Source organism: uncultured Sneathiella sp. (assembly GCF_963973085.1).
Lineage (GTDB): Bacteria > Pseudomonadota > Alphaproteobacteria > Sneathiellales > Sneathiellaceae > Sneathiella.
The window spans coordinates 352,272-378,716 of record NZ_CAXAXA010000003.1; the positions used below are offsets into that span (position 1 = coordinate 352,272).

23 protein-coding genes are annotated in these 26,445 nt (G+C 53.1%); 11 read left to right on the forward strand and 12 right to left on the reverse strand.

Going from position 1 to position 26,445, the window contains the following annotated elements; all coding sequences use genetic code 11:
• Positions 1-6 precede the first annotated feature (6 nt).
• From dctP to AACZ19_RS09600, 3 genes are read right to left on the reverse strand one after another with little or no spacing between them, the layout of a single operon-like run.
• Positions 7-987 carry a TRAP transporter substrate-binding protein DctP gene (gene dctP, locus AACZ19_RS09590; protein ID WP_339633332.1) on the reverse strand — a complete coding sequence of 327 codons (981 nt, stop codon included), beginning with the start codon at positions 985-987 and terminating at the stop codon, positions 7-9.
• Between the two features lie 49 nt (positions 988-1,036).
• The gene (locus tag AACZ19_RS09595; protein WP_339633334.1) at positions 1,037-1,981 is read right to left on the reverse strand and encodes a hypothetical protein; all 945 of its coding nucleotides are present in this window, start codon (positions 1,979-1,981) and stop codon (positions 1,037-1,039) included.
• Complete coding sequence (locus tag AACZ19_RS09600; RefSeq protein WP_339633336.1) at positions 1,978-3,165, reverse strand: CoA transferase; 1,188 nt, start codon at positions 3,163-3,165, stop codon at positions 1,978-1,980. Before AACZ19_RS09600 ends, AACZ19_RS09595 begins: the two co-directional genes overlap by 4 nt.
• An 89-nt stretch (positions 3,166-3,254) precedes the next feature.
• On the opposite strand from AACZ19_RS09600, the gene AACZ19_RS09605 reads away from it, so the two are divergent.
• Positions 3,255-4,223, forward strand: a complete 969-nt coding sequence (locus AACZ19_RS09605) for a LysR family transcriptional regulator (protein ID WP_339633338.1) — start codon at positions 3,255-3,257, stop codon at positions 4,221-4,223.
• Between the two features lie 74 nt (positions 4,224-4,297).
• On the opposite strand, the gene AACZ19_RS09610 is transcribed toward AACZ19_RS09605, so the two are convergent.
• A complete protein-coding gene (locus tag AACZ19_RS09610; RefSeq protein ID WP_339633340.1) occupies positions 4,298-5,020 on the reverse strand; it encodes an NAD(P)-binding domain-containing protein in 723 nt (240 codons plus the stop codon).
• 163 nt (positions 5,021-5,183) lie between these two features.
• Here AACZ19_RS09610 and AACZ19_RS09615 point away from each other — a divergent pair, with 163 nt between their 5' ends.
• Positions 5,184-6,101 carry a hypothetical protein gene (locus AACZ19_RS09615; protein WP_339633341.1) on the forward strand — a complete coding sequence of 306 codons (918 nt, stop codon included), beginning with the start codon at positions 5,184-5,186 and terminating at the stop codon, positions 6,099-6,101.
• A 245-nt stretch (positions 6,102-6,346) separates the two neighbouring features.
• Here the strand turns inward: AACZ19_RS09615 and AACZ19_RS09620 are convergent, their stop codons facing one another.
• Positions 6,347-6,811, reverse strand: coding sequence for an Lrp/AsnC family transcriptional regulator (locus AACZ19_RS09620; protein WP_339633343.1), 465 nt, complete (start codon positions 6,809-6,811; stop codon positions 6,347-6,349).
• Positions 6,812-7,271: 460 nt separating this feature from the next.
• On the opposite strand from AACZ19_RS09620, the gene ehuA reads away from it, so the two are divergent.
• The 8 genes from ehuA (at position 7,272) to AACZ19_RS09660 (ending at position 15,832) form a co-directional block, all read left to right on the forward strand.
• Entirely contained in the window at positions 7,272-8,048 is a 777-nt protein-coding gene (gene ehuA / locus AACZ19_RS09625) for an ectoine/hydroxyectoine ABC transporter ATP-binding protein EhuA (RefSeq protein ID WP_339633345.1), read from the forward strand.
• 52 nt (positions 8,049-8,100) lie between these two features.
• A complete protein-coding gene (gene ehuB / locus AACZ19_RS09630) occupies positions 8,101-8,949 on the forward strand; it encodes an ectoine/hydroxyectoine ABC transporter substrate-binding protein EhuB (protein ID WP_339633347.1) in 849 nt (282 codons plus the stop codon).
• A gap of 75 nt (positions 8,950-9,024) precedes the next feature.
• The gene (ehuC, locus tag AACZ19_RS09635; RefSeq protein ID WP_339633349.1) at positions 9,025-9,693 is read left to right on the forward strand and encodes an ectoine/hydroxyectoine ABC transporter permease subunit EhuC; all 669 of its coding nucleotides are present in this window, start codon (positions 9,025-9,027) and stop codon (positions 9,691-9,693) included.
• Positions 9,694-9,696: 3 nt separating this feature from the next.
• Positions 9,697-10,365 carry an ectoine/hydroxyectoine ABC transporter permease subunit EhuD gene (gene ehuD / locus AACZ19_RS09640; protein WP_339633351.1) on the forward strand — a complete coding sequence of 223 codons (669 nt, stop codon included), beginning with the start codon at positions 9,697-9,699 and terminating at the stop codon, positions 10,363-10,365.
• A 190-nt stretch (positions 10,366-10,555) separates the two neighbouring features.
• Complete coding sequence (locus AACZ19_RS09645) at positions 10,556-11,539, forward strand: diaminopropionate ammonia-lyase (protein WP_339633353.1); 984 nt, start codon at positions 10,556-10,558, stop codon at positions 11,537-11,539.
• 4 nt (positions 11,540-11,543) lie between these two features.
• On the forward strand, positions 11,544-13,886 hold the full coding sequence (locus tag AACZ19_RS09650) for a molybdopterin guanine dinucleotide-containing S/N-oxide reductase (RefSeq protein ID WP_339633355.1): 2,343 nt from the start codon (positions 11,544-11,546) through the stop codon (positions 13,884-13,886).
• A gap of 21 nt (positions 13,887-13,907) precedes the next feature.
• Complete coding sequence (locus AACZ19_RS09655; protein WP_339633357.1) at positions 13,908-15,077, forward strand: Xaa-Pro peptidase family protein; 1,170 nt, start codon at positions 13,908-13,910, stop codon at positions 15,075-15,077.
• Positions 15,078-15,082: 5 nt separating this feature from the next.
• Positions 15,083-15,832, forward strand: a complete 750-nt coding sequence (locus AACZ19_RS09660; RefSeq protein ID WP_339633359.1) for a hypothetical protein — start codon at positions 15,083-15,085, stop codon at positions 15,830-15,832.
• 11 nt (positions 15,833-15,843) lie between these two features.
• Here AACZ19_RS09660 and purU read toward each other — a convergent pair whose 3' ends face one another.
• Genes purU through AACZ19_RS09685 form a run of 5 tightly spaced genes read right to left on the reverse strand, consistent with a single transcriptional unit; the run spans position 15,844 to position 21,821 of the window.
• Entirely contained in the window at positions 15,844-16,728 is an 885-nt protein-coding gene (purU, locus tag AACZ19_RS09665; protein ID WP_339633361.1) for a formyltetrahydrofolate deformylase, read from the reverse strand.
• Positions 16,729-16,756: 28 nt separating this feature from the next.
• Positions 16,757-17,329, reverse strand: a complete 573-nt coding sequence (locus AACZ19_RS09670; RefSeq protein ID WP_339633363.1) for a hypothetical protein — start codon at positions 17,327-17,329, stop codon at positions 16,757-16,759.
• Positions 17,322-20,279, reverse strand: a complete 2,958-nt coding sequence (locus AACZ19_RS09675) for a sarcosine oxidase subunit alpha family protein (protein WP_339633364.1) — start codon at positions 20,277-20,279, stop codon at positions 17,322-17,324. Before AACZ19_RS09675 ends, AACZ19_RS09670 begins: the two co-directional genes overlap by 8 nt.
• Positions 20,276-20,563, reverse strand: a complete 288-nt coding sequence (locus AACZ19_RS09680; protein WP_339633366.1) for a sarcosine oxidase subunit delta — start codon at positions 20,561-20,563, stop codon at positions 20,276-20,278. Before AACZ19_RS09680 ends, AACZ19_RS09675 begins: the two co-directional genes overlap by 4 nt.
• Before the next feature lie 7 nt (positions 20,564-20,570).
• On the reverse strand, positions 20,571-21,821 hold the full coding sequence (locus tag AACZ19_RS09685; protein WP_339633368.1) for a sarcosine oxidase subunit beta family protein: 1,251 nt from the start codon (positions 21,819-21,821) through the stop codon (positions 20,571-20,573).
• Positions 21,822-22,366: 545 nt separating this feature from the next.
• On the opposite strand from AACZ19_RS09685, the gene AACZ19_RS09690 reads away from it, so the two are divergent.
• Positions 22,367-22,639 (forward strand): YrhK family protein, encoded by a 273-nt coding sequence (locus tag AACZ19_RS09690; protein ID WP_339633370.1) that lies wholly within the window; start codon positions 22,367-22,369, stop codon positions 22,637-22,639.
• 3 nt (positions 22,640-22,642) lie between these two features.
• Here AACZ19_RS09690 and mdoH read toward each other — a convergent pair whose 3' ends face one another.
• Positions 22,643-24,664, reverse strand: a complete 2,022-nt coding sequence (gene mdoH / locus AACZ19_RS09695; RefSeq protein WP_339633372.1) for a glucans biosynthesis glucosyltransferase MdoH — start codon at positions 24,662-24,664, stop codon at positions 22,643-22,645.
• Positions 24,642-26,273: a glucan biosynthesis protein gene (locus AACZ19_RS09700; protein ID WP_339633375.1), complete on the reverse strand. Its 1,632-nt coding sequence runs from the start codon at positions 26,271-26,273 to the stop codon at positions 24,642-24,644. Before AACZ19_RS09700 ends, mdoH begins: the two co-directional genes overlap by 23 nt.
• Between the last annotated feature and the right edge of the window lie 172 nt (positions 26,274-26,445).

The following is a 26,445-nucleotide window of genomic DNA, read 5'->3' on the forward strand; positions in this document are numbered from 1 at the left end:
GGATTGTTAGATCTTGCCGATAAGTTCGATCAGTGTCTGGCTGTCTGGATCGTTCTCGCCGAAGGCCTTGTTGAAGGCAGGGCGCATGATGGCTTCGAGTGCCTCGTTTTCTTCAGGCGTTGCAATATGCACTTGAACACCCTTGGCCTCCAGTTGGCCAGGCCCGGCGGCACCGGCAGCGGCGGAGGCTTCAACTGCCCATACGGCAGCCTTTTTCCCCGCGCCTTCAAGTGCAGCTTTGGACAGGTCGGATAATCCGTCATACCAAGACGGATTTACATAACCATGGAGGTAGGCGCTGAGAACCGGTACGACAACGAAGTGATCCTGGACCTCATAATATTTGCGCGATACCGCCGCAGCGACATCCGTGATGCCAGCGTCGATTAAGCCGGTCGCCAGCGCCTGATACACTTCGGAACCCGGCATGGAGGAGGGGGTTACTCCGAGCGCTTTCAGCGCGGCATCAAAAGGCGGTGTAAGTCCGCGCATCTTGATCCCTTGGAAGTCTTCCGGTTTCACAAGAAACTTGCCCTTGGAGGTGAAAACAGAGGTGTTTGTCTGGAACATCCAGACGACATTGCGCACGCCTTTTTCCAGAAGCTTTTGCGAGAGAAACGCGGCGGCTTCTGAGTCTGGCCATTTGCGCCAGATTTCGAGATCACCGAAAGCGAACGGAGCAACGGTGACATTCATCAGTGGTAACGTCTTGCCCCATTGGAAATTCAGCGAGAAGGCGCATTCGATATCGCCTTTCGCCGTTGCGACGATGTTTTCACGCGCACCGACCAGGCTATCCGCGCCGAAGATCTGAACATCGATCTCACCGTTGGACTCTGATTCAACTTCTGCGGCCCATCTATCGATGACTTTTGCAATATGATGTGCCGGTGGCAGCTGATGACTGCAACGCATGACCGTCGCGGCATCGGCCGTAAAGACCGAAAAAGCGGCAAGCGCCAATGAAAGTGTAAGTGTCTTGAACATTTTTTTTATTTCTCCCCTTATGACTATTGTTCCTATTAATTGGAAAGCGTTATGCCTTCCACTCCGAAATTGCCGGCGCGCCCGCCTTGTGAAGCGCGCCATAGAACGCTTCACCTGGCATCGCATTTTCGGCGATCAACCGAGTTGATTTTAATTCCTCCAGTTCTATGCCCGTTGAGAACCCCATCGTCTCGCATAGAAAGACAAGATCTTCAAAAACGATGTTGCCTGTTGCACCGGGGGCGAACGGACAGCCGCCCAGGCCACCCAGTGCGCCATCCAGTACCCGCGCGCCGTTATCGAGCGCAGCGGCAGCATTGGCAACACCCATGCCACGGGTGTCATGAAGATGAATGATAAAGGGCCGGTCGCCGCAAAGCTTTTGCATGGCGCGGCACATTTCGCCAACCTGTCGCGGGCCGGCATAGCCAACCGTATCCGCGATCCCGACAATATCCGCACCGGCATCAAGGCAAGCTTCGGCCAATTTCAATACCCCAGTTTGATTAACAGTGCCCGCAATCGAGCAGCCGAACGCCATGGCTATGCCGGCATTAATGATCTTTTGGGGCGCAGCGTCGTCGCGCATGGCGGCGATCTTGCCGACAAGAGATACAGCATCGGCGCGTGTTCGGCGCATGTTGGCCTGGCTATGCTCCTCGGTCGCGGAAACGACGCAGACTATTTCATCGGCCACCGACTGCATTGCTTCTTCTGCCCCTCGGTCATTGAGGGCCAGCACGGCCGAATAGGCGCCCTCAAGAGAAGCGATTGCCTCCAACAGCACAGGCAGATCGGCGAACTGGGGAAAGCGAGAGGGGGGGAGGAAGGAGCCAACTTCGAAATGCCGTACGCCCGCAGAATATTCACGTTTCAACCATTCGATCTTGGCGCTGGTATCTGGCCAGATTTTCACCAACTGCAAACCGTCACGAAGCCCGACTTCGCGCAGGGTTACTCTATCGTTGGAATAAATGCGGGATAGGGGGCTCATGCCACTTTTTCCTTTTTCTTTCCACTTGCGGCCGCAATGGCCACATCGTCCAACCCCAAAGCCGCGAGTACATCTGATGTGTCATCACCGATATCGGGAATGTCGGTACCATAGGGTACTGGGCTAGCCCCATCCACTTCAAATGGGAATCCCGGCGCCCGGTAAGTTTCGCCTTCTGGAAGCTTTGACGTAAGCAGACCTCCGGGCCGGTTCACATGCGGATCCTCATACATTTCGGCGGGGCGGTTGATGGGAGAAAAGGGGATACCAACCGGTTCGAAGGCCGCTGCCAGATCGTCAAAGCCGCGGGTTTTGACAGCTTCCGCGACGATCGGAACTGTCCAGTCGCGTGCATTGATCTGGTCCATGCGGGTTTGCAATCTCGGGTCTGATTTGAGTTTCTCGAGGCCGAGGATGTCGCAAAGCAAAGCCCATTGGCCTTCGGTTACAGCACCAATAAATATTTGCCGGCCTCCCTTCGACTCAAAAATGTCATAGACCGGCCAGGAAAATTCCCGTTCGGGCATGGGCGGGGCTTCGCGACCTTCAATATCAAATTGAACCATGTGCTGTGCGACCAGAAGTAGGCAATTTTCAAATAAACCGACACGAACGGCATGTCCTTTGCCGTCTTTATTCCGTTGCAGAAGGGCTCCCAAGACAGCAAATGCGCCAAATAGCCCCCCCATGATATCGTTTGCTGAAGATCCGATGCGTAACGGTCGGCCCGTCGGCCCTGTCATATAGGCCATGCCCGTCATCATCTGGACAACCTCATCCATCGCGGTCCGGTTTTCATAAGGGCCGTGCAAAAATCCCTTGCAGGACGCTAAAATCAGGGACGGGTATTTTTCCCGACATTTATCCGGTGAGTAACCCATTTCGGTCAAAGATGCATCGCGAAAGTTTTCGACAAATATATCTGCTGTTTCAAGAAGTTTGTCCAGCGCGGCGCGGCCTGCCTCTGATTTTAAATCGAGTGTGATAGATCGTTTGCCGCGATTGAAAGTTGGGAAAAATCCCCGGCCCATTCCCGTAAGATGCCGCGTCTTGTCGCCCTCGGGCGGTTCGACTTTGATAACTTCCGCCCCGAGAAACCCTAAAAACATGCCACAGGACGGTCCCATAATCATATGGCTCATTTCAACAACGCGAACACCGTCGAGGGGCATGTATTCACTCATAAGATATTCCTCCGATGAAAAGGCTACCAAAATATGCGGCATATGAATAATATAATGTTTCTAATACATCGTTATAAAAAACAGAAACCATGGATTTAAGACAGCTTCGATATTTTGTTGCTATTTTTGAAAGCGGGACCCTGTCCAATGCGGCCGATAATTTGCGGATAGCGGCCTCGGCCCTAAGCCACCATCTTGCCAATCTCGAGTCCGAACTTGGCGTTAAATTGTTTTACCGGAAGCCCCGGGGCATGGCGCCAACGGCAGCGGGCCATCGCCTCCATGAACATGCCAAGCTGATTTTGAAGACATTGGCCGCTGCGGAGGCCGATTTGCGGGAGGCCGGAGGCGAAATATCGGGCGACGTCTCCATTGGCATGGCGTATTCCGCGGTGAAGGCAATAGGCGTTGATCTGGCGCGGCGTGTCTTGCAGGATTTTCCCCGTCTCGAACTGGCGCTTACCGAGAGTCTTTCAGGCACGACACTCATGAATTTGTTGGCGTCCGATGTCGACATTGCCCTCGTCTATAACCCTCCCCTAGATCCATCGTTGCGAACCCAACCGATACTTGAGGAGCGGATGGTACTTGTGGGAAAGCGGGAGATCATTGGTGAAGACAAGGGGCCTATCACCTTTGAAGAATTGCTCAAATTGCCGATCATTCTGCTTAGACAGGGCGTTTCTGCACGGGCCATCCTGGATGATATAAATCTGCTGAAAAAGATTGAAAAAAGCGCCAAACTGCAGATGAATTCAATCCAGGCGATCGCCGGATCGCTCGAAGCAGGGCTCGGATGCGTGATTGGTACAAAACTTTTCATGCAGGACCAACTCGCTAAAGGCACAGTACATTTCAGACCGATTGTCGAACCTGAACTGTCGCGAACACTCTATATGTGCGAACTTACCAGCCGGCCCCCCACATTTGCACTCGAGGCGGTCCGTAATCTAGCCTTGGAACTGATTGAGGAAGCGGTGAATGACGGCCGCTGGGAAGCAAAACTTGTTCTTAAGAAGCGCCGCAATCTCCGCCAGCCGGATCGGCGGGGCACCTGAGGTGGTTTTGTTCCCTCAAAAGCCATAAAGACGCGAGGGCGCATTCGTCTGACAGTGACAAAAAACCTATTCGTTCACTCTAAATCGTCCAATCCTGCTCTCACTGCCTCACCGGTCCCGGATGCCTCCATATGCTGTCGCAGTCGTTGGTTATATCCTCCGGGTGTGTTCAGAGCCTCGATCAGCGGAGCGCACTCGCTTTTCGATAGACTCGATGAAATGAGTGCTCTCAGAAACGCTTCGCCTTGTGCTTTGTTCGTAACCCTCTCTCCAAGCCAGTCTGCTGCGTCACTGACCATCCGTGTCACAGGTGACAGTATCGCCTGTGCACACAAATAGGCAGCCATTTCGTCGTTATTTTTTAGGGCGAAAATGCTGCTTCGGACACCAAATATCTCTCGCACCAGATCGGCGTCACCCTGCATCATTACCGGCGATCCGCCATGTGCAATCCCGGGAAAAGGCATCATGATCGCAACTGCGCGGGCTGGGCGCACCATCGCATCTGCCTGTTCCAGAGTCGCACCTGCCATGAAACTGATAATCCTCTGCCCCTCACGAAACGTCAGTCGCCTTAGGACTTCAGGTGCGACCTCAGCCATCAGGCCGAGGAAAATCACGTCGCTCGCATCCACCACACTCTGATTGTCAGCAATTGTGACGTTCCCATAGGTCTCAGCCAGAGCTTGTGCGTGACGGGCTGTTCGCTTAGATACGGTGATCTTATGTCCATCTCCTGAGATGCCGTGTACTGCTGCGCTGGCAATCGTCCCGCAACCAATCACACCTATCCTCATGTCACGTCTCCTTTTTCTTGGCGATTGTATAGTAAGTTCGTGTTTTTCGGGAAACTAAACTCGTTGTCCACATATGACAATGCCGCCCCAAATGGGTTGATCGCGGCACAAAATAGCGACAACATGCAGGAGAAGGTATTCTACCGGGGGAATGGCGACTTACATGTTAGCCGGGAAGTCTGGAAACTACATCGCAGATCATTGGTATGGGCGCCAAAGTCTTGCCTGGTCCTTTTGGGTCAACCTCGTATTGTTGCGGGCACTGGTTTTTATAGGGCAAGACTGGTTCAGCCCGGTCAAGGGCAGCGATTACAGTACACATAGTACACTTGTATTCCTACTCGCGATCTTCTTTCATGGTATATTCTTCGTCTGGCAACTGGTGGGCGTGTTTCGCGCTGGTGCCGTACATATTGGTGCCAGGGGATCAATGGCAAATATTTGGGGGGCGCAACTCGGAGCCATAGTCGCCTTTTGGTTGACGGCCACCTATGCCTTTGGCGCATGGCAAATGACGCTGCCCGCTCCTGATGACAAGGCCTTCCAGGCGCGCATTGAGATTGAGCGCGCGAGCAAATTTAGCTTTGTTCCGTCAGCTGATGGGCAGAACCTTGAATTCACCGGCTCGATCGAACTAGGCATCAGCAAACATTTCGCTAGACAGCTGAAGCTTTACCCAAACCTGCGAACAATCGTTCTATCCAGTACAGGTGGCAACATCTATGAAGCTCGAGGCTTGTCAAAAATGATCCGTGAGAACGGGCTCAACACGCTTGTCCGGTCCCTATGTACTTCGGCTTGCACAACTGTTTTCATTGGCGGGCTGTCGCGAGAACTGATGCCGAACGCTCAATTAGGGTTTCACCAATATCGTATCGACGCCACCTATAGCGTACTCAACGCCGATGTTTCCGCAGAGCAAGAACGTGACCGGATGCTCTACGCGGCGGCGAATGTAAAACCATGGTTCCTGATGCAGATGTTTGCAAGCCGTTCCGACGAAATGTGGTTTCCGGAAATTGATGAACTGCTGGACGCTGGTGTCGTTACTCGTGCTTTAGACGCATCACCTCCAAGATGAGACGGTATTTTGGCAGTTCCACCGCGAAACTCTTTACCCCGTGGGAAGGTTCGGAGTTTGTCTTTCCGGCACATCTTGGTGGCGGACATTATTAAGGCATTCCAAGCAGCTAAAAGCGAAATCTCCGTATCAAGAGGAATGGCAACGCATTAAATGACATGGAATATAATTTGTAATGCGCAGGCCGGGGGTTCGAGTCACCCCAGCGGCACCATTTTCTCTTTAAATTTATGTTGGTCCTGACCTTAGGCGAGGGGAACTGTCAGGCCGACCTTTGTCCTGTTCATAACGACAGATGTTCGGAACCGCTTCACGTTTGCGTCGGCAAAGAACAAACGCTTTGTCAGGTTTTCGAAATCCTGAATATCTCTGGCAAGGGCAATCAGGGCAAAATCAGCTTCGCCTGTAATATAATAACATTGTTGGATGTAAGGTTCCGCCTTCACCTTGCGCTTGAAGGCATCAACCTGGTCAATGCGTTCGCGCTCCAGTTCGACGAGGATGAGAAAAGTCATCAAATAGCCGACTGAGTCGGGAGCAACCAAAGCTGTTTCTCCCATAATAATACCAGCCTTTTTCAAGTATTTGATGCGTCGCTGTATTGTTGCAACGGAAAGGCCGGTCTCAAATGCCATTGTTTCCAGCTTTTCACGCGCATTTTCCTGTAGAAGGCGCAGAATAATATGATCATTTTCTGTCAATTCGCTCATATTTTCTCCAATTTTATGCAGTTTCACACGGTTAAAGCGTTCTAAATACTAGTTTCAGCAAATTTTTTAAAAAGTACAAAAAATTTTCCATTTTTATGCACGTTTTACGAGACTATTGGCGAAAACAAACCAATCACCTCGAATATAATGAGTTAAATCTCATTAAATTGTGAAAAACACAGGTCAAATATCATATTAAAATGATAAATTATATCAAAATATGCACACTTTTGAACATATTAATAAAAATATGCCGATAAGCTTATTAATTGAAAGTATCAATTAGTGAGTATGCCTAAAAAGAGGAATTAAAACTTTGAAAAATAGAAATTTTTCTCAAAAACATTCCGTTCATCTATCAAGGGAATATTTTTAGGTATTTTAGATATTTCATGCCCCTAAAATCTCATCAAACATTACCATGAAATAATATGACGCCAGCACATCGGGATAGTAAAATATGAGCCGGATTATTGAATTCCAGAATGTATCGAAAGCCTATGGCGATCTGCAGGTTCTCAGACATCTGGATATGCATGTCAAGGCGGGAGAGAAGCTGGCACTTATCGGCCCGAGTGGCTCGGGAAAAACAACAATACTTCGGATATTAATGACGCTGGAAACAATCAACAGCGGTCATGTCATGGTTGAGGGGGATTATCTCTGGCACCAGAAGGTGAATGACGAACTGGTCCCGGCCAGCGAAAAGCATTTGCGTAAAATGCGCGAAAATATTGGCATGGTGTTCCAGCAATTCAACCTCTTTCCCCATTTAACGGCGATTGCGAATATCGAACAGCCGCAGATTCTGATTAAGGGTGTCGACAAATCTGACGCGACGAACAAGGCAAAGGAACTACTGGCGCTCGTTGGTCTGGAAGAAAAGCAGAACCACTATCCTCATCAGCTTTCAGGCGGGCAGCAGCAGCGCGTTGCAATTGCGCGCGCGCTGGCAATGGATCCTAAAATCATGCTCTTTGATGAGGTGACGTCCGCGCTTGATCCGGAACTGGTCGAAGAGGTTCTCAATGTGCTGAGGCTTTTGGCAGAAACGTCCGACACAACCATGCTGACCGTGACGCATGAGATGAATTTCGCCCGGGACTTTGCTGATCGCGTCCTGTTTTTCGAGAAGGGACAAATTGTCGAAGCCGGCCCGCCAGAGGAAATATTCAAAAATCCAAAAGAAGAGAGAACCCGAAACTTCCTGAAGCAGATTATCGGGGAAATTCCATAGAGAAGTACCGTCATTTTAACGAGATAAATCAATAGAGAAAGGGATGTGTGTCATGATTAGACTGGTTCGAAAAACACTGGAAGTAGCCGCAATAGGAGCGATAGTCCTAACGACAACAGCAACTATCGGCATGGCTGGAACGCTGGATGAGCTACGTGAACAAGGATATGCAACAGTCGCCGTTGCAAACGAGCCACCTTATAGTGACATTAAGGGTGATGGTTATGTGACGGGCGCCGCGCCGGATGTTGCCCGCGCTGTGATGGCAAAACTCGGCGTGCCTGAGCTGAGAGCAAAGGTTGTCGCCTACGGGTCAATGATTCCTGCCCTGATGGCTCGCCGCGTGGATATGGCGACCTCCGGCTTGTATATCAAACCCAAGCGCTGCGAATCCATTATCTATTCGGAACCCGATCTCTGTGGGGCGGAAGCCTTTGCTGTTCCCAAGGGTAATCCGCATAACCTTCTGACCTATGAAGACATCGCCGCGAACCCGGAACTCACCATGACGACCTGTGCAGGTTGTGCCGAAGAGGCATATGCGCTGGAACGCGGTGTCAAGAGAGAGCAGATCAAGGTTTTCACTGATCCGCCGAGTGGTATCAAGATGTTGCAGCAGGGCCGTGTTGATGTCTTTGCCCTCTCGGGCTTGGGTACAGCCGATCTGTTGAAGAAAACCAATGATCCGGAACTGGAACTGGTCATGCCTGTAAAGGGCGTGCCAATGGGCTGTGCGGGTGCGGCTTTCAATCCCGATGACAAGGAATTTCGGGATGCCTATGACGCGGCTCTGGCGGAACTGAAGGAAAGCGGCGAGTTCGCGAAGATTATTGAACCTTATGGTTTTTCTTCTGAAGCGACGATGGCTGTCAAACGGGATGATTTCTGTCCGGGGAACTGATCGCCGATTTAACCAGCTTAATGTCCACGATGAATGCTGCTCCTGACAAGGGGCAGCATTCCGAAAGCAGCTAAAATGGATCAAGTCCTAGAATATACCCCGATAATTATCGATGGGACGATTACGACAATTGAATTAACGGTCGCAAGCGCAATTGTCGCCTTGATCATTTCTTTTGTTGTCGGCTTGTCGCGCTTTTCCCGGTTTGTTGCCGTTCGTGTGGCTGCAATCGTTTATCTCGAATTTTTCCGGGGCACTTCTGCCATTGTGCAGATGTTTTTCATGTTTTATGTGTTGCCGCTGCTTGGGGTCCATCTGGCGCCGCTGCTTGCCGGTATTATTGCTTGTGGCTTCAATCTAGGGAGCTACGGCTCGGAGGTGGTTCGCGGGGCTATTCAATCCGTCCCACGTACCCAGCATGAGGCCGCAACGGCCCTTAATTACACAAGTTACCAGAAGTTCCGTTATATCCTGCTGCCGCAGGCGATACCGGTCATGATCCCGACATTTGGCAACCTGTTGATCGAGCTGCTGAAGCTGACCGCTGTCGCCTCACTCATCACCATTTCCGATCTCACATTCATGGCGCAGATAATCCGGGTTCAAACCGCGCTTACGTTGGAACCTTTCGTCTTGATCATGGTGATTTATTTCGTTCTCGCATCCTGCTTGGTAGCGATTACGGATTTCATCGCGAAGAAGATTTCCAAGGGCCGGAACTTGACCATAAGAAAGGGGATCTAGTCCATGAACTGGAGTTGGAATGTTGTATATGACGTTTTGCCGCAAATGCTGGAAGGCCTTGTCATCACAATTCAGGCGACACTCATCGGCGCGCTGGTTGCCTATGCTCTCGGACTGATCCTGGCCATCCTGAGAATGTCGAAATCCAGGATTATTTCTCTGAGCACCTATTGGATTTCAGAATTTATTCGCCGCACCCCTCTGCTCGTACAGCTCTATTTCCTGTTTTATGTGTTGCCGGACCTTGGCATTTTTCTCGAACCGCTTGCGGCAGGCATTATCGGTCTGGGGTTGCATTTCAGTACCTATACATCCGAGGTTTTTCGCGCTGGCATTGAGAACGTGCCGACAGGCCAATGGGAGGCGGCGAAATCACTTAATTATCGTCCCTATCAAACTATGCGATATGTAATCCTGCCGCAGGCGATTCCGCCGATGATACCGCCGCTTGCGAACTACCTGATTACGATGTTCAAGGAAACGCCGTTGCTTTCTGCTATAACCGTGGTAGAGCTTTTTAACGCTGCAAACATCTATAGCAACAGTCACTACAAATATCTTGAACCGATGACGCTGGTGGGTCTGTTCTTCCTTATTGTCTCAGTTCCATCCGCGTATGTCGCCATGTGGCTTGAACGGAAATATCAACGGCGATACTCCCGCAACAGCTGACGTCGATAAAATTTGATATATTCGTGTCCGGTCAAATGCGTTCTGCTACTGATAAATTTAGTCAACTCCTGTCCTAACGTGACATTTCAGATGTCGAAAAATGTTATAAATTGCAATAATTATGAGTTTGAAAAAATCCCCAGAAAGAAAAGCTGTTCCGCGCGCGTTCAGAACGTCATCAGAACGTCCAATGGCACTATTGCAGCAATGCCCGGTTTATAAGCCGACACCGCTGCACGAGCATGCCGAGATTGCCCGCCATTTCGGTATTGATCGTCTGTTTATAAAAGATGAATCCCATAGGATGCGATTGGGCAGTTTCAAGGCGCTGGGCGGGGCATTCGCGGTTGCGCAGATGATTTCTGACGCAGCGGAAACCGCGGATTTGGATAGCGAAACTGCGCGTCGTCACGCGGACAAAATGACCTTTATTACGGCGAGTGCCGGTAATCATGGTCTTTCCGTCGCGGCCGGTGCGCGGATATTCGGCGCCCATGCCGTTATCTATCTCGCGGCGGCTGTACCGGAAGAATTTGCCAATCGTATCCGGGCGCTTGAGGCAAAAGTAGTGCGAATCTCAGGCTCGTATGAAGACAGCGTAGCTGCCGCCATTGACGCTGCAAATGTAAATGGCTGGTTGCTGCTCGCGGACGGTTCCTGGGAAGGTTATACGGAACGACCCGCCCTGGTAATGGAAGGATATACGGTCTTGGCGGAGGAATGTCGGAGGGAGTTTGACAAAACCGGTCACTGGCCGACCCATGTTGTTCTGCAGGCTGGCGTTGGCGGGCTCGCTGCCGCTGTGGCTGGGCATATTCGAGACTATTGGAGTGAGCAGCCAGAAATATTTGTTGTTGAACCGGACGCAGCGCCATGTCTTATGATGAGCGTGAAGAATAAACAGCTGACACGGGTTGAAGGGCCGGAATCAAATATGGGTCGACTGGATTGCAAGGACGCGTCTCTTATCGCGTTTCAGTCGCTCAGGACCGATGCAAATAAGTTCCTTCAGGTTTCGGATATCGGGGCGCTTGCGGCGGTTGATATGCTGGCGCACCATAACATTCATACGACACCCAGCGGCGCGGCGCCCATTGCCGCACTGGAAAACCTCTCCCTTCCGTCGGAAAGCCGATGCCTGATCTTCGTCACAGAAGGGCCGGAGGCGGGATAGCCGGATGCCAAACCCACTTACATCGTCTCATTGGGGGACTTACCGGGTTGAAATGAAGGGTGGCGAGCCCATCTCGTTAAACGCTTTTGAGGAAGATCCGGAGCCGTCTCTCATCGGCAGAGCCATTATTGACACCCGAACTGGCCCTAGCCGCATTCCCCAGCCAATGGTCCGTCGGGGGTTTCTCGAAAAAGGAGTGAAAAGCGATCGCACATTGCGCGGACAGGACGCCTTTGTTCCGGTTGACTGGAAGACGGCACTGGATATGGTTGCGGAGGAACTTGACCGTGTCCGCGATGCATTTGGTCACGAATCGATTTATGCTGGCTCCTATGGCTGGGCAAGTGCGGGCCGGTTCCATCATGCGCAGAGCCAGCTCCGACGGTTCATGAACATGTATGGCGGTTGCACAACGTCCCGGGATTCATATAGCTATGCGGCGGCGGAAGTCATCCTGCCTCATATAGTTGGACCGATGGCCGAATTACTGGAAAAACATACCTCCTGGCGATCAATTGCGGAAGCCGGTTCTTTGGTCGTGGCCTTTGGTGGCATGGCTTCGCGGAACTCGCAAATGAACGCAGGGGGGGCCGGGCGTCACAGCCAGCCAGGCGATATGCGGGCTGCACGGGCTGCGGGCGCCGAGTTCGTCAATATCGGCCCCTGTCAATCTGATGTGAACGAGGAACTGAACGCGGAATGGATGCCCATCCGTCCGAACACAGATGTCGCTTTAATGCTGGCGATTGCCCATACACTTGTCAGTGAAGACTTGCATGACCGTGAGTTTCTCGCTCGCAATTGCGTCGGCTTTGAACAATTCCTCCCGTATTTGATGGGAGAGACGGACGGCCAGCCGAAATCGGCAAACTGGGCGGCGCCAATTGTGGAGCTTGATGCGGATCGTATCGTTTCTTTGGCCCGAAAAATGGTCACGAGGCCAACCTTCCTGAACGCAAGCTGGTCCCTGACGCGCCAGCAGAACGGTGAGCAGCCGATTTGGATGATTGTTGTGCTGGCATGTTTGCTGGGCGGGATCGGGAAGCCCGGAACCGGGTTCGGACTTGGGCTTGGCGCTGTAAACGGAGTTGGCAGTGATCGGGCATATCTTCCCTGGGCGGCATTGCCTGCGGGCAAAAACCCGGTTGAGAGTTTTATCCCGGTCGCCCGCATCGCTGATATGCTATTAAATCCGGAAGAAACATTCCGCTATAATGGTGGGACTTATACCTACCCCGATGTCCGGCTGGTGTACTGGGTCGGTGGCAATCCGTATCACCATCATCAGGACCTCAATCGTCTGCGGCGTGCATGGCAAAAAATAGAAACCGTGATTGTCCATGACCCTTTCTGGACAGCAACAGCGCGACATGCCGATATTATCCTGCCGACAACCGTTGCGCTGGAACGGAACGATCTGGCGGCCTCAACCAGAGACAGCTATCTTATTGCAATGGATAAAGTGGTGGAGCCATATGCCATGTCGCGCAACGATCATGATATCTTCGCGGGCTTGGCAAGCCGTCTGAGCGCACGGAACCATGCGGAAAAAGACTTTGAGAAAGAATTTCGGGGCGGGCTGGATGAAGCGGGTTGGATAAGAAGACTTTACGATGAAAGCCGGAAACGGGGGCGAAAATTCGATCACGATCTGCCAGACTTTGAGGAATTTATAAAGCATGGCAGTCTTGGTCTTGATCCGCCACGCGAAGCGCGGGTGATGCTTCAGGATTTTCGTGAAGACCCTGCGTCTGCGCCCCTCAAGACACCGTCTGGACGGATCGAGATTTTCAGTGAGGCGATCTCGGGTTTTGGCCTGCAGGACAATCCGGGGCATCCTGTCTGGCGGGAACCGGAAGAATGGCTTGGGGCTGAAAACATAGAGCAATATCCTTTGCATCTAATCACCCATCAGCCGGAGCGCCGACTGCACAGCCAGCTTGATCAAAGCGCCCATAGCCGCTCAGGAAAAGTCAAAGGTCGGGAGCCTTGCCGTCTTAATCCGAAAGATGCCGCCGCCCGCGGGATTGGAGACGGGGATATTGTGCGGCTGTTTAACGAACGAGGACGCTGCATCAGCGCAGCCAAACTTGATGAAAACGTCCGACAAGGCGTTATAATGATGGCGACGGGGGCGTGGTATGATCCAGACTGGAAGAATGACCCCGAATGCTGCAATCATGGAAATCCGAACGTTTTGACAAGGGATTTTCCAACGTCCGAGATTGCCTGCGGCCCATCAGCCTTGAGCTGCCTTGTTGATATTGAAAGTTTTGAAGGTGAACCGCCGGAGGTGGCAATTCACGAGCCGCCTCACATTGCAGGGTCCGGCGGAAAAGCTAATTAAATAGAGGAAGGAACCTACGCCATGATGCAAAAGCCGAAGCGCGGGTTTGAACAGTCCGAATTCGAAATGCGGCTGCAGAAGGCTCAGGCCCGGATGCATGCGGAAAAACTGGATGCGATCCTGTTGACTACCGAGCCGGATGTTCGCTACTTCACCGGCTTTTTTACGCAATTCTGGGAAAGTCCCACCCGCCCCTGGTTTGTTGTCCTGCCAGCCTCAGGCAAGCCAATTGCTGTTATTCCCGAAATCGGGGCGGCGGGAATGGCAAGTACCTGGGTAGACGATATTCATACATGGCCCGCCCCCCGTCCTGCCGATGACGGGATTACCTTACTTCGGGATGTTATCCTTCAATTGCCTCGCAAATTTGGCCGGTTGGGCGTACCGCTCGGGCATGAGAGTCATATAAGAATGCCGGCAGGCGACTATGAAAGGCTTCTTCATGATCTCGACGCCTTTGAGGTGGCAGATGCTTCCATGTTGCTGCATCGCCTCCGGTATGTGAAATCGAAGGCGGAGATTGAGAAGATCCACTATATATGCGATCTCACGTCTGATGTGTTTGAAAATCTACCCAATAGCCTTAAATCAGGTGAGAGCGAGAGACAGAATTGCCACCGGATGCGTATTGACCTTCTGGAGCGGGGAGCAGACACAACACCGTATCTGATCTCCGGTTCCGGCCCCGGGGGATATGATAGCATAATCATGGGACCGACTGACCGAATTATCGAAACGGGCGATGTGTTGATTATTGATACCGGCACGACTTTTGATGGTTATTTTTGTGACTTTGACCGCAATTATGCCTTTGGGTCCGCCGATGACGAGGTGCGACGCGCCTATGATGTGGTTTATGCGGCAACGGAGGCAGGTTTTGCCGCCGCGCAACCCGGCGCCACGACCAGCGATGTCTGGGCGGCGATGTGGGCGGTTATGGAAAAGGGCGGCGCGCTGGGAAACTCCGTTGGAAGGCTTGGTCATGGTCTCGGGATAGAGTTGACGGAATGGCCCTCCAATACGCCTGAAGACCAAACGGTGCTGGAGCCGGGCGTTGTCCTGACACTTGAGCCGGGTATGGAGTTCGCTCCTGGCAAGCAGATGGTGCATGAAGAGAATATCGTCATTACTGAGGATGGCGCCCGGATGTTAAGCCGCCGCGCCGACCCGGTTCTTCCAGTCATAGGGTGATGTAAATGGATATAGAATATGTGTTTGATGACATTGCGCCCGGTGGTCGCGTTGGGCTCGTTGCTCTCGCCACAGATTATAACAGCGAGACGGATCTGCGACGCATATTTCCGGCAGGCGTGGATCTTTTTACCAACCGTGTGATGAATGCGAATCCGGTTACCATTGAGAATTTGCGCGGGATGAGCGGCGACATTACCCGTGCCGCAAAAGGTATTTTGCCCGGATGCGGGGTTGATGTCGTGATTTACGGCTGTACATCCGGCACGGCGGCAATTGGCGAGCAGGAGCTTGAAAGGCTCATCCAGATTGCTCAGCCCGGAATCCCTTGCACCAATCCCATTGCAGCTGCAAGCGCAGCGCTGCAGGCGCTGGGCGCCAAAAAAATCTCAATCCTCACGCCCTATACCGAGGATGTAAATGAGGCCATTGTAGCCTGTTTTGCTGCGGAAGGTTTCAATATCCTCAATATCGACGGTTTTGGCCTGGGGGATGACATTGAGATGACCGGCATACCCTTAAGTGCCATATCGGAGGCAGCTTTGCAGGTCTGTGAGGCGGACGCAGATGCCCTGTTTATTTCCTGCACAGCGCTTCGCTCCGCCCTCGTGGTTGAGGAATTGGAGCAAAAGCTCGGAAAACCCGTTGTGACAAGCAATCAGGCACTTGCGTGGCATTGTCTGCAACTCATGCAGAACCGAAGCAAGGTGTCAGGGTTTGGTCAGTTATTTGACCATGCTCTTGTGAGTTCCTGACATTCAGTGTTCTAGCCCATGCGTTCAGAAGCGTAACTGCCGGGACTTGCCGGGAAGACAACGGTTTTATTGCCGTTCAGGAAGGCCCGACGGTGAATATGGGCATGAATGGCACGGGAGAGGACCTGGCTTTCAACATCACGGCCGAGGCTTACATAATCCGCCGGGCTTTGTGCATGGCTGACGCGGACTGTGTCCTGATCAATAATCGGGCCTTCATCCAGATCCGCAGTAACATAGTGGGACGTCGCGCCGATCAGTTTTACACCCCGTTCAAACGCCTGTTTATAAGGGTTTGCGCCTTTGAAGCTTGGCAGGAAGGAATGATGGATATTGATGATCCGCCCGGACATCTTCCGGCACATTTCATCCGACAGGACCTGCATATAGCGGGCAAGGACGATAAGATCGGCGTTCGTTTCCTCTATGATTGCCATCTGACGGGCTTCGGCCTCGGGTTTGTTCTCTTTGGTCACACGAATATGGTGAAAAGGAATATCGTGATTGACGACAACTTTCTGATATTCGAAATGATTGGAAATGACTGCGACGATATCAATAGGGAGCGCGCCGATCCGCCAGCGATATAGAAGGTCGTTCAGGCAGTGTCCAAAGCGGGATACCATGATGACGACCTTCATTTTCTCGGCTTCGTCATAGAAACCGTATTCCATATTGAAATCTGCTCTGATCTTTGCAAACCCTTCAGACAAGATGTCCAGGCCTTCGCCTTTTTCACTCATAAAGCTGACACGCATAAAGAAATTGCCGGTTTCCTGATCGTCGAACTGGGCGCTGTCGGTGATATTGCAGCCATTTGTGGCAAGGAATGTGGAGATAGCGGCGACAATTCCGCGTGTGGACTTGCATTTTACGGTGAGCGCAAAAGTCTGCATGTGTCGGGTTTTCCTGACTGAATAAGCGTCAGGCGATGCTCTTTGCTGCCGTGACGAGAGAATGATGTAGTGAGGCTGCTGAGGAACGGGGGCCGAGAATTGTGAAATTCGTACCTGATCCACGGCAAATGATCAAGCAGCCTAGATGCTCGATGACGCATCGCGTTGCATCGCCCGCTGACATCCCCTTGGTGTTGAGGTTGCATATCCGCTCCAGAAGCGGGATCAGGTTATCACCTGTAACATCAAAAATGACCCAGCCGTCCGTTTGCTCGGTCACGCTTGCAGTGTCCTTGACGATATTTTTAATCTCCGCCGCATAGTCGGGACGGTCGGATAACGGCGCCAGCAGGAACCACTGATTAACCCCCGTCCAGATGACTGTAACGTCATCCGCGAAGATCGCTTTGCCCGGGCTCGGCAAATGGATGCCTGCAACTGCTTGCAGCTTTGAGTGCAGTTCCTCGCCGTGATCCTTGCGGGCGGCCAGTGAGGTAATGGCGAGATTGGGGCTTTCGCGGAGGGAGATGCCGCCGATTATCTCGACAACCGGTGTGTCTTTTCCGAGGGCGGTTAGCGGGGCAAGAAGATGTTCAGACACGGAGCCGTTCTCCTTCCGGATCAATGAAATGAGGACTGGTGACCTGCGCCTCAATATCGATGTTATCGAGTGGACTGACGATGCGGATGACTTCGCCATGACGCGCGTCCCCTTTTATTAGGAAGGCAAGCGCGATGGAGGAGCCGATATGCGGCGAATAGGTGGTCGAGGTGACCCAGCCCTGATCATTCGGCGCATTAGAAGTATCGCCAACGTTCATTAGGTGTGACCCCGCAAGGATCGTATCTTTGACTTTCACCGGCTTCAACCCGACCAGACGGCAATCATCCTCCCGCATGAGGTGGGGGCGGCCCGCGAGGACCCGGCCGATGCTGTCTTTCTTTTGCGAGACCATACGCCCCATGCCGAGCATGGCGGCAGTGCTCTGGCCGTTCAGTTCATTCCCGGTGAAGTGGCCTTTCTCGATCCGGAGTACTCCCAAGGCCTCAGTCCCATAAGGAATAGCATTGAACTCCTTCCCCGCGTCCATCAGCTGGCGGATGAGCGCATCGCCATATCTTGTCGGCACGGCAATCTCAAAGGCCAGCTCTCCGGAGAAGGAAATCCGGAATAGCCGTGCGCGCAAACCGCCACAGACGGTGACCTCTCCGCAGGCCATATAAGGAAAAGCCTCGTTCGAGATGTCATGTGCGGGATCGACGATTTTTTGCAGGAGCTTGCGAGCGTTTGGCCCCGCTACCGCGAACTGCGCCCAGGCCTCCGTTGTTGAAATTAGCTGGACGTCCAGATCCGGCCAGAGGCACTGGCGGCAAAACTCCATGTGGCGGAATATTGAGACTGCATTGGCGGTTGTTGTGGTGACGACAAAATGATCCTCGGCAAGGCGTGCGGCGGTGCCGTCATCCATGGCGAGACCATCTTCGCGCAGCATCAGACCATAGCGCGTCTTGCCGACGGGTAGCTTGGCGAATCCGTTACAATAGATGTGGTTAAGGAATTCCGCCGCGTCAGCGCCCTGTACATCGATTTTTCCCAAAGTCGTTACATCGCAGATACCGACGGACTTCCGGACCGCAAGCACTTCCCGGTCGACGGATTGCCGCCAATGATTTTCTCCTTCTATCGGAAACCATTGCGCGCGTCGCCAGTTGCCGGCTTCGACAAAAATCGCGCCTTGTTCCTCCGCCCATTTGTGGCTGGGCGTGAGGCGGCAGGGGCGGAATTCCTTACCGCGGGACCGCCCGGCGAAGGCCCCCAAGGACACCGGCGTATAGGGCGGTCGAAAGATGGTCGTGCCGACATCGGGGATCGATTTCCCTTCCAGATCGGCAAGAACGGCAAGCGCACCGATATTGGCGGTTTTCCCTTGATCCGTCGCCATGCCAAGGGTGGTGTAGCGTTTGACATGCTCGACCGATTTGAACCCTTCCTGATGGGCGAGTTTGATGTCCTTGACTGTCACGTCATTCTGCAGATCAAGCCATGCCCGGCCTTTTTCGCCCTGCACATACCAGAAGGGAGTAATGTTGACGGGTGCGTCCTCCGCCTCGGGAAGTTCCGGCATTTGAGCGGAGATATCCAGATCCTTCAGCGCTTTGACTGCGTTTTGTGCACCTGACTGAAGTGCACCATGGGTAGAGAATATGCCTGCTGCCGCGCCCGCAACACTCAAAACGCGATCGTCGCTTGTTGCCGGTACAAAGGCGGAAATATTCTCGTTCCAGACGGGTTTGCCACGTTTGTGGCAGGTGAGATGGACATTCGGGTTCCATCCGCCCGCGAGCCCGAGCGCGCCGCAGGCGATCTCTCTCTTCGATCCGTCCTGGAGCCGGACTTTAACCGATTCGAGGCCGAGCCGCCCGCGGCTATTGATCACCTGCGCACCCGACAGAACCTCGAACTCGCCGGATGGAGGGGCATCAATGCGGCAATCGATGAGGCCGCGAATATTGATCCCCATAGCGGCAAGGTCCCTCGCGCTGCGGTGGCCATCATCATTATTGGTGAAGACGACAACGCCCTTCGATGCTGTGACCGCCCATCGGTTGGCATAGGCCCGCATGGCGCCCGCGAGCATGACGCCGGGTCTGTCGTTATTGTCAAACGCGATGGGTCGTTCCATCGCTCCGGCGGTCAGCAGTGCGCGCTTCGCATAAATCCGCCAGAGAATTTGGCGCGGCTTATCGGTGTATGGCTCCGAAAGGTGATCCGATACCCGCTCCACCGCGCCGAAAATGCCGTGGTCATATTGCCCAAAAACGGTTGTCCGTGTCATCAGCCGCACATTTGGCCGCGCCGACAACTCGCCGATGACGTTTGAAGCCCATTCGTTGCCATTCTGCTCGATCAATAGATTCTTCTCCGCCAGCAATCGTCCGCCAAAGGCGAAATCTTCCTCCGCGATGATAACTTCTGCGCCTGCCCGTCCCGCTGTCAGGGCGGCGGCAAGTCCACTCGGGCCCGAACCGATAATCAGCAAGTCGCAATGCAGAAAGCCCTTGTCATAACTGTCCGGATCTTCTTCCCCTGACAGAAGACCAAGCCCAGCCGCGCGGCGAATGGCCGGTTCATAGACCTTCTCCCAGAAGGCGGCAGGCCACATAAAGGTTTTGTAGTAAAATCCCGCTGAGAGAAAAGAGGAGAGCGCGTCATTAAAGGCGAGGGCATCGAAACGGAGGGAGGGAAAACGATTCTGGCTCCGGGCCTCCAGTCTGTCGTAAAGTTCAGCTACGGTCGCGCGTGTATTTGGCTCCTGCCGTGCGCCGCTGCGCAGTTCGACAAGGGCGCTGGGTTCCTCCGATCCGGCGGAAAAGACACCGCGCGGACGATGATATTTGAAGCTCCGTCCGATCAGCCGGACATCATTGGCAAGGAGCGCGGACGCAAGTGTATCGCCCGCGTAGCCGGAATAGCTCTTGCCATCGAAGGAGAAGGAGAGAGGACGGCCTCGGTCGATCAGGCCACCGTCGAGGCGGTTTTTCTGGCTCATCTGTTCCGCCCCCGCCGTTTCGCGTAATCGGAGGCCAGCTCGACATGGGTAATATCATGGGTTGTCGTGTCGCGCGTCACGACCAGCCAGGAGCGATCCCCTTGCTGATGAAACCAGAGTTCCCTGTGGCTGCCTGCGGGGTTATCCCGAAGGTAGAGATAATCGTGAAAATCATTGAGCGCCCTTTCCGCATTCTCGTCCGGCCGGTCAATCAAGTTGGCATCGCCAAGGTAGACAAACTCCTGTGCGTCGCGGGGGCCAAGTAAGGGATGGTTGATAATCATACAGGCCTCAATGCAGGTTCGGCTGGGCGCCAACGCCCTTTTCATCGATCATGGCGCCGGTCCGAAAACGGTCCAGCCGCAGGTCGGTCGCTGTTTCATGCGGCGTGTCTGTTGCCAGCAGATGCGCAAAAACATAGCCGGAGGCCGGCGTTGCCTTGAACCCACCATAGCACCAACCACCATTGAAATAGAGTCCCTCTATCGGGGTTTTATCGATGAAGGGGGAACCATCCATCGACATATCCATAAGTCCGCCCCACATTCGCAGGAGCCGTGCCCTGCCGATCATCGGCATCAGCGCCATGCCGCCTTCCAGCACATCCTCCACTACCGGCAGGTTGCCGCGCTGGGCATAGCTGTTATAGCCATCGATATCGCCGCCGAAGACGAGCCCGCCCTTGTCCGACTGGCTGACATAAAAATGTCCGGCGCCGAAAGTGATAACCCCCGGAATCACTGGCTTCAGTCCTTCGGAGACAAAGGCCTGCAGAACATGGCTTTCGATCGGCAGTCGGAGTCCTGCCATCGCCATGACGCGAGAGGAGCTGCCCGCGACCGCCACGCCGACCTTTTTTGCGCCGATATATCCACGGCTCGTCTCGACCCCTTTGATCGTGCCCTTCTCGACCCTGAACCCTGTCACCTCGCAATTCTGGATGATGTCTACCCCATGGCTGTCTGCGCTGCGGGCATAGCCCCAGGCAACGGCATCATGACGCACGGTGCCGCCGCGTCGCTGCAACAACCCGCCCTTGATGGGAAACCGCGCATTCTCAAAATCGAGAAAGGGGACCATCTCACGCACCTGATTTTGGTCGAGCAGTTCCGCATCCGCGCCATTCAGGAGCATTGCATTACCACGCCGCCGGTAGGCATCGCGTTGCGCGTCGCTGTGACAAAGATTGAGAATGCCGCGCTGGCTGACCATAGTGTTGTAATTGAGGTCCTGCTCCAACCCCTCCCAGAGCTTCAAAGAGAATTCATAGAGAGGCTCGTTCCCGTCAAGCAGATAGTTGGATCGGATAATCGTTGTATTCCGACCAACATTGCCGCCGCCGATCCAGCCCTTTTCCAGCACGGCAATCCGCGATTTCTTGTAGATCTTTGCCAGATAATGTGCCGTTGCCAAGCCATGGCCACCGCCGCCAACAATAATATAGTCATACTCGGTCTGTGGCTCGGGATCGCGCCAGACGGGCTTCCATCCGGATTGACCCCGCAATCCTTCTATCAACAGTTTGAATGCGGAGTAACGCAAACCTGGCTCCTTTCACGGCTGCCTGAACAATCGCATACTGCCGTATACTTGATTGTCCTGACAGGGTCATGATTAACGTCAAAAAAGACATACAGGACATGAGTAGAATATAGAAAGATAGAATAGACGCCTGTCAAAGGGACAATGTTTTTGAGCTGACTGTTGAGCTAATGTCAAAAAACAGTATGAGAAATATTCAAGCTTCAACGAGATGTCGCAGATGGCGGGGGGGGGGGCAGCAGCTTGGCGCTGCTTAACAGAGAGCCTTGTACATAATACTGAGACGAGTTCGTTTTCTTCTGGCAGCACGGCCTCACCGATTTCCGACAGAAATAGCCATTCCTACTAACTTTTCGTTTAGGTTACAGCGCTGATGAAGTAGGTTCGATTGCTAGATCGCTTGTTGTCGATGTTCACAGAGTTCATACAAAGAATTCGAAATGTGTGACGCGAATTATGGGAATGATACGCCTTTTAATTTCGATGGCGTGGGTAATTTTAGGAGAGTAAGCCGTTCTTCCTAGTCTGGCGGCGGAGGATGAATTATGAAATTGTTTGATCCGAATAACCATACATGCAGCAAAAAAAACACAGAAATCTATGCTTTTTATGCGCTGATATACACAATCGTTGATTTCTCTGCGGCGATATTCTTTGTCGGCGGGAGTATCCTCTTTTTTTATGAGAGTACGATATTTATCGGCACTTGGATGTTTCTGATTGGGTCAATTTTCTTTGCACTACGCCCGACGACAAAATTACTGCGCGAACTTGCCTATATCCGCGCGGGTAAATACGAAGAGATTCAGGCAAGCTGACTTTCATTCATTTTTGGTTTTCATAGTGGGGCGACCACGCTGACGGTCTGTAATCAGTCGCCATATCCAGTTCTCGAAATCCTGAGTGTAATAGGAGATCGACGCCGGGCTCATCTCACTCTGCACTTCCTGAGGCGCCATCGTAGCTCGAATGGAGGTTACGCGCTGGCGGGTCTTAGTCCGTTCCAGGCATTGCTCCAGCTTTTCCAGCACAGTCGGGGGATTTACTTCCTCTGGCGTGAGCAGAAAGCCATAAGTGCGCAGACCATTTCCCAAGCCGGTACAGGACGACCAGACGGCCAGTGGAATGGCGATCATCATGCCGAGTGTCACCGGCAGTAGCCAGTAAAAGAGATCCGGCACCCAAATCCAGGCGATAATTGCCCAGACGATGCCTGCGATAGTGGGCACCCAGAGGCTTTGGGACGCATCTCTATACGACAAATATACGCTCTCGCGGTTCTGGGCATCCCAAGATACGACACGGCCAGCAAGCGTGGTCAGGACGAAATAGGCGTGCAGGCACATCATTACAGGCGCCAGGAAAATAGAGAATGTGGTTTCAAGTATGGCGCTGATGACGAGACGGATACCGCCACCGAAACCGCGGCGTTCCTGACTGTTGGACAGCGTCAGTAACAGACCGGCAATTTTGGGGCCAATCAGCATGATCACCGTCAGCGTGAACAGGGAGACAATCTTGCCATACTCCACCACTTGCCAGTCAGGAAACAGCTGCCGACCGTTGCCAAAGAAATTGTGCGGAATGACGGCGCGCATCACCCCGTCAATGGTCGTCAGTACCAGCAGCAATAGCCATAAAAGCGATGACACATAGGCCAGTGCGCCCATGGTGAAATGCAGTCGGCTGATACCGTGCAGACCGCGCACACCCAAGAGTTTGAGATGCTGCAAATTACCCTGTGCCCAGCGCTTGTCTCGCTTGGCATACTCGAGAAGGTTGCCTGGCAGTTCCTCATAGGACCCTCGCAGGTCCGCCATAAGATAGACATGCCAGTTGCTCCGGCGTATCAACGCGGCCTCTACAAAGTCATGGGACAGGATATCGCCGCCAAGGGGTGCCTTTCCTGGCAATGTGGGCAGACCGCAATGGTTGGAGAAAGCCTGCAGACGGATGATGGCGTTATGACCCCAGTAGTTGCATTCTTTCATCTGCCAGAAGCTGAGCCCTGTTGCCAACATGGGGCTGTAAAGCCGGGAAGCGAACTGCACGTAGCGTCCAAAAAATGTCTTTTGCCGCACTGGCATTGGCACCGTTTGTATGATGCCGGAGTCCGGATTGGTTTCCATGGCGCCGGTCAAGGTCACGATGGTCTCGCCACTCATCACGCTATCGGCGTCCAGTACCAGCATATGGTCATAGGCGCGACCCCATCGGCGGCAAAAATCCGCAATATTACCGGCCTTCTTGCCGCTGTTGTCTTCGCGGCGGCGATAGAAGAAGCGGCCTTCTGCATTCAAGCGTGCTACCAGTTCGCACCAGCCCCTTTCTTCGGCCTGAGCAATGCCTTCGTCGCGGGTATCACTTAGGAGAAAGAAATGGAAATGCTCGCCCTTACCGGTTTCCATGAGCGATCGATATGTTGCTTCCAGGCCAGCGAAAACGCGCTCCGGATCCTCGTTATAAACAGGCATCACGATGGCGGTCTGTGTCGTGAGGGAATGCTCGATCAAGCCTTTCGCATTGATGCGGCGGCGGAGGGACAGCGGGTCGATCTTAAGGAGGTGGCAGATGAAGCCCATTACTGCGGACCAGAAAGAGATCACTAGCCAGGAAAAGGTGATGGTGAAAAGGACGAGAATCATCAACTCGATTAGCGTCATCCCATTTGCCACCAGGATGTCGAACATCATACGGCAAGAAAGGCCAGCGGTCAGCACTACCAGCGTGAAGAAAAGGATGCGTCTTTCCAACCCGAACGGAATGGAGAACCGATCCCCCTGAGTATCTCCTGTCGAGGCGATAGATGTGTTTTTCCGCTTATTTGGCATTAACAGGCTCATAGAGATAGCTCCAGGTTTCGGTCAGCCTCTTCCCCCTCAATGTAAGATAAACACGCATATCGGCCTTTAGTTCCCCGGTCTCTTGCAGCCGGAATGATAAGCGCCAGATATCGGTGCCCGGCAGCTTGTGCAGCACTAAGTCCTCGATCTTACCATGTGTGGTTTGAATCTCAGGTTTGACCGGCTGTTCCGGATGCAGGGTAGAAAGATCGCCACCCTGAAAATCGATCATAAAGCGCCGAACGCTTCTGGGTTGCGGCGGGTTGGCGCCGGGAATACCGCCCCACCCGGTGCGGGTGCGCAGGACCCGCGCCATATGATTGGGCAGATCCAAATTGTTCAGGCTGGTTATCCGGTAGGCCAATTGTAGGGGTCTATCGGTGCTGGACTTCTGGTCAAACACCCAGAAAGCCACGATGTTATCATTCACCTCTTCATCGGTCGGAATCTCCACTAGCCGGACACTACCCTTGCCCCATCCTCCACCATGCGGTTCCACCCACAAACTGGGCCGTTGGTGATAATGGGTCTCGAAATCCATGTAATTGTTATAGTCCCGGTCGCGCTGCATGAGCCCGAAGCCCTTGGGATCATAATCCATGAAGGCGCTGACGTTTAACTGCCGTGGGTTCGTCAGCGGGCGCCAAATCCACTCATCACTTCCAGTATGCATTAGCAGACCGTCAGAATCGTGAACCTCCGGCCTGAAGTCGTCGAAATGCCGCGTGCTATTTTCTCCATAGAGGAACATGCTGGTGAGGGGCGCAATACCGATCTGATGACCGCTTTCGCGCGGGAACAACTCAGTATTGACATCCACCACCGTGCGCGTACCCGGCTTGATGACAAATTTATAGGCGCCCGCAATCGATGGGCTGTCGAGAAGGGCAAAAACCACCATGCTTGTGGCTTCCTTGGTCGGCTTGACCAACCAGAATTCACGAAAGGAGGGGAACTCCTCGCCTTTCGGAAGGGCGGTATCTACTGCCAAACCGCGCGCAGACAGGCCATAATATTGATTCTGCGCCAGTAACCGGAAATAGGATGCGCCCAGAAATACCGCTAACTCATCCTTGTAATCGGGATTATTGAGCGGGTACTGGATTCGGAAGCCAGCATATCCCAGATCATCCGGAACCTGTTCTTCCAGTCCCTCGCCGTCATAGCGGAAAGATGCTTTGTTGAACGGCAGAGGGGACACCTTACCGTCCTCCAACACATTTATCCCAACTGGCGACTTATACAGAAATCCGGGATGGAAGAATTGCACCTCGAAAAGCGTCTGATTCTGCCACAATGCCGCTTCTTTGCGGAATCGGATCTTCTGGAAATCCTCATACGTAAGATCGCCAAGTTTGCCATTGAGCGTCTGCACCGGTTCAGCATAAGGCTTGGCTGCCAACTCGCGGGCCCTCTCCACCACGGAATTGAAAAGTCCCTCCGGCGTAACAGTCACAACTTCGGCCTCTAGCGAAGGAACGGGCTTAGCATCAGCAGGGCCTGAACCCGTTGCGGATGTCTGTGCTGACGCCATGAACGGCGACAATGCAATGAGCATTGTGATGGCGATGTTACGCGCCGCAATGATCGGATAGTATTTCTTTTCCATCTGCTTTGTTTTCTGTTGACTAACTCATCAAGACTCTTGCGCATCACTACAGGGTCGCTAGCTCTATACGACCGGCTTCACATCGACCTTTTCATAGGAACGATTGGAAACACTATTGGGGATAAGGGTGAACTCGTTATCGAATGAAGCAAAACCAGTAATGCGCTGCTGT